The organism is uncultured Gordonia sp. (genome assembly GCF_937858515.1).
Lineage (GTDB): Bacteria > Actinomycetota > Actinomycetes > Mycobacteriales > Mycobacteriaceae > Gordonia.
In genome coordinates, this window is the sequence record NZ_CALLZT010000180.1 from 1 (window position 1) to 3,958 (window position 3,958).

Consider the following 3,958-nt stretch of genomic DNA (forward strand, 5'->3'; position numbering starts at 1 on the left):
CCCGGGCTGGTGTCGATCGCCGGCGGCAAGTACACCACCTATCGGGTGATGGCGGCCGACGCCGTCGACGCCTGCAACGACTACATCCCCACGCGGGTGGCCCACTCCATCACCGAGCGAGTGCCGCTGCTCGGTGCCGACGGCTACTTCGCCCTGGTCAACCAGTGCGAACATCTCGGCCAGCGATTCAACCTGCACCCGTACCGGATCCGCCGGCTGCTCAACCGTTACGGCTCCCTCATCGACGATGTGCTCCAGTACGCCGACGACGATCCGTCGCTGCTCGAACCGCTCGCAGTGGCCCCGCAGTACCTGCGCGTGGAAGTCGTGTACGCCGTGCGCAACGAGGCGGCACTGCATCTGGAGGACGTGCTGGCCAGGCGCACCCGGATCTCCATCGAATACGCGCACCGCGGTGTGGACTGCGCGCAGGAGGTGGCGGATCTGATGGCGCCGGCGCTGGGCTGGTCGGCCGAGGACATCGCCTACGAGGTGGACACTTACCGCGCCCGGGTGGAAGCCGAGATCGCCTCCCAGCGCGAACCCGACGACGCGTCGGCCGACGCCCTGCGTGCCTCGGCACCGGAGTCGCGGGGCCAGATTCTCGAGCCGGTGCCGGTCCCGGAGTAGGGGGGACGAAAGTCCCTTTGAGCTGCGAAGACCCTCCGCCGTAGGGGTCGTCGGGGATACGATTGACGGCGTGAGTTGGTCCGGCCTACCGGCCGGGTCGGCCGTTATCGTCGCTCACGGCCACGGGCGTCCGGAGACGTTCCCCGGTGTCCGCTCTCATCGATGACGAGTGGCACGACCAAGGAGGCGCAGCGATGACAGGCGAACCGATCACAGTGCTCAGCGACCAGGAATCCTGGGAGCTGCTGCAGTCGCAGGCCCTCGGCCGGATCGGGCTGAGCGTCGGCGGCGAACCCGACATCTTCCCGCTCAACTACGTCGTCGACGGCGAACGCGTCGTGTTCCGGACCGGTGAGGGCACCAAGCTCGCCGAACTGGCCATCAACGGCAACGTGGCCTTCGAGGTCGACAACTACGACGACGCCGGTGGGTGGAGTGTCATCGCGAAGGGAACGGCCGAGCGGCTGGAGTCGATGCGAGAGATCGACGCGGCAGACGAACTGCCGCTCAAACCGTGGGTGGCGACCATCAAGTACAACTACGTCGCGATCAACGTCTCCAGTATCAGCGGTCGGCGGTTCGTGTTCGGGCCCGAACCCGAGCGCTACCCGGTCTGAGAGATGGGCTGGCAGGTCGGGCAGAAGTAGATCGACCGGACCTGGTCCGGCGGGCCGAGCATCGTGCGCACGATCGGTGTTCGGCACCGTCGGCATGGTTTGCGGTCGCGGCCATACACCCAGAGGCGTGCGTTCGTGGACGTGTTGCCGGTGGTGACGCGGACCGTGCGGTCCTTGTTGGCCCACAACAGTCTTCGGCTCAGATCGACCATCGGCGCCACCTGTACATCGGCTACCGGGGTGGCGGGATGGACGCCGCGCAGGAAGCAGATCTCGCTGCGATACTCGTTGCCCACGCCGGTCATCAGTCGCTGATCGAGCAGGGCCTCGCCGATCGGGGTGTCCGGATGGGCGGTGATCCGGTCGGTCGCCTCCACCGGATCCCAGTCGTCGCCGAGGAGATCCGGTCCGAGATAGGCGAGCGTCGCATCGGGATCGGTGAGTAGCTCGACGATGCCCAGTTCGAATCCGACGGCCTCATATGTGCTGGTGCGCAGGATGATTCGCGCCTTGTGTGCGGGCTTGCGCCAGCGGGTGCCGACCCGGTGAATGTGCCACTCGCCCTCCATCTTCAGGTGCGTGTGGATGCTGACGGCCGGTTGCGTTGCGGTGGCGGCGATGTCGATGAGCAGGTGTTTTCCGCGTGATCGGACCGCGGCGATCGTGCGTCCGGACAGGTCTTTGGTTGCGAGCGCGGGCACACGGAACTGGCTGTAGCGCAATACTTCTCCATCGAGTGCACGGCGCAGCCGGCCGGCGGCCTGGTAGACCGTGTCACCTTCTGGCATGGGGGTTCTCCGGTGGTTTCGTCAGGGCGGCATCTCGCCGGACCCAACGCGTCCCTCGCTCCTTCGTCGCTTCGGCCTCAGGGATCAAGATGGTGGCTTGCGTTGGTGTCTTTTTGGTTTCGGGGATCAAATTGGTGGTTTGTGACCTTTGCTCTTTCGTCGCTTTGGTTTCGGGGATCAAGATGGTGGCTTGCGTTGGTGTCTTTTTGGTTTCGGGGATCAAATTGGTGGTTTGTGACCTTTGCTCTTTCGTCGCTTTGGTTTCGGGGATCAAGATGGTGGCTTGCGTTGGTGTCTTTTTGGTTTCGGGGATCAAGTTGGTGGTTCTGGGCGATGTGGTCGGCGGGAGGATTCTTGATCCCTGAGGGCGGTCGCGCGAGCTTGCGAGCCGACCGCGTCTCGAAGGGTCCGGTGACGGCTCGCGCCTGACGTTACGCATGGGTGCCGTACCGAAGTCGGATACCGCGGGGAGTGGTGGCGAAACCGGCGTCGACGAGGGCCTGGCCGAGGAGGGTACGTAGGGACGGGTGTCCGTCGATGTGGTCGATGGTCAGGCGTTCCACCCGGCCCGACCGGACGGTGGTCGCAAGTGCGTCGGCTGCGGCGCGGATAGTCGAGTCGTCGTCGGAGAATGTCAGGACCGTCTTGCCGCCGCGTTCGACGAACACCACCGGGCGACCGTCGAACAGGACGACCAGGGCGCCCGGTTTGCGGCCCGGCCGGTGGCCCTCCGCCGACGGCCACACCAGGGCGGCTCCATACGGATTCGCCGGATCGCAGGCGGCCAGCACCACCGCCTCTGGAGCCTTCTTGCTCCGATCGTCGTCGGTGTGCGAACGCAATTCGTCGACGGTGGCGGGACTGGCGAACTGCGCACCGCCCAGACCGTCGACGTAGTAGCCGCGCCGGACCTGACCGCTGTCCTCGAAGACGTGCAGCGCCTTGTAGATCCGGGAGAACCCGCCCTCGACGCCCTCTGTCATGACGCTGCCCTTGGTGACCACACCGTAGCGGCTCAGCAACAGCTCGCAGACGGTCTGGGTGACTACAGTGCTGTCTGCTGCCGTGGCGGGGGTGTGGCGCACCGCCAGGTACCAGCGGCCGCCCGCGGTCGGACTTGCGGGGCGTGAGAGTGACTGTTCGCCAAGGTATCTCGTCGACAGGCGAGACGCTCGCAGGCGCGGTGCGCGGCCCCGGCCACGGTGCGCCGGTGTTGCGGCGCGCTGCGTGGCGGTCCGGCGCGGGGACAACAGCGCCCGGACCGGGACGAACGAATCGTTGCTGATCTCACCGGCCCACACCAGATCCCATAGCGCCGTTTCGGTCTCGGATTCGCTCGTATCGAGATGCTCGGTGAGCTGCCCGAAGCGGAGTGCGCCGCCCGGTGCCAGGATCTCGCGGAGCCGGTCGTGGACGGCGGTGGTGTCGATGTCGGTGGGCGGTGCGAGTGTGACCGGGGCGATGTCGGCGGGATGGAGGCTGATCAGTCCGTCGGCACCGCCGATGCGGCCGTGTCCGGCCCACACCACCTCCCCGGACGACAACAGTTCGTCGAGCATCGTGGGGGAGTAGTCGGTGATTCGTGACGGCAGGATCAGTGACTCCCATGCCGACGCGGGCAGTGGGTAGCCGGCGAGTTGGTCGATCACCGATGCCACCCCGTCGATGCCGCGCAGGCGGTCCGGGCCGCTCACGTGCTGCCAGTTGGTGAGGAAGCGGGCGAACGTGTCGGTGGGGACGGGGGCGACGTCGGCGCGGATCGCGGCCAGGGATTCGCGGCGGATCTGGGCCAGGACGTCGGAGTGGCACCACTGGGTACTTGGTGCTGCGGTTGCGATTGGTGTGGTTGCGTCAGGTGTGTCGTCTCGCCGGACCCTTCGTGACCCTCGCTCCTTCGTCGCATCGGCCTCAGGGATCAAGATG

Annotated in this window: 4 protein-coding genes and 1 pseudogene; 2 read left to right on the forward strand and 3 right to left on the reverse strand. The window is 66.5% G+C overall.

Annotation, left to right across the window (positions count from 1 at the left end; translation table 11 throughout):
- Both Q0627_RS17705 and Q0627_RS17710 read left to right on the forward strand, forming a co-directional pair.
- On the forward strand, positions 1-630 hold a 630-nt coding region (locus tag Q0627_RS17705), incomplete at its 5' end, for a glycerol-3-phosphate dehydrogenase C-terminal domain-containing protein (RefSeq protein WP_298811730.1).
- 194 nt (positions 631-824) lie between these two features.
- Positions 825-1,247, forward strand: coding sequence for a pyridoxamine 5'-phosphate oxidase family protein (locus tag Q0627_RS17710; RefSeq protein WP_291020160.1), 423 nt, complete (start codon positions 825-827; stop codon positions 1,245-1,247).
- Here Q0627_RS17710 and Q0627_RS17715 read toward each other — a convergent pair.
- The 3 genes and pseudogenes from Q0627_RS17715 to Q0627_RS17725 all read right to left on the reverse strand — a co-directional run.
- Positions 1,235-2,035 carry a DNA-formamidopyrimidine glycosylase family protein gene (locus Q0627_RS17715; RefSeq protein WP_298811733.1) on the reverse strand — a complete coding sequence of 267 codons (801 nt, stop codon included), beginning with the start codon at positions 2,033-2,035 and terminating at the stop codon, positions 1,235-1,237. The two genes, Q0627_RS17710 and Q0627_RS17715, sit on opposite strands and share 13 nt — an antisense overlap.
- Positions 2,022-2,351: a hypothetical protein gene (locus Q0627_RS17720; RefSeq protein ID WP_298811735.1), complete on the reverse strand. Its 330-nt coding sequence runs from the start codon at positions 2,349-2,351 to the stop codon at positions 2,022-2,024. Before Q0627_RS17720 ends, Q0627_RS17715 begins: the two co-directional genes overlap by 14 nt.
- A 115-nt stretch (positions 2,352-2,466) precedes the next feature.
- A pseudogene (locus Q0627_RS17725) lies at positions 2,467-3,958 on the reverse strand (DEAD/DEAH box helicase); the annotation flags it as partial.

Coding starts and splice junctions, on each gene's coding strand:
- Q0627_RS17710 (WP_291020160.1), top strand. CDS start 825: ATGACAGGCGAACCGATCACAGTGCTCAGCGACCAGGAATCCTGGGAG.
- Q0627_RS17715 (WP_298811733.1), bottom strand. CDS start 2,035: ATGCCAGAAGGTGACACGGTCTACCAGGCCGCCGGCCGGCTGCGCCGT.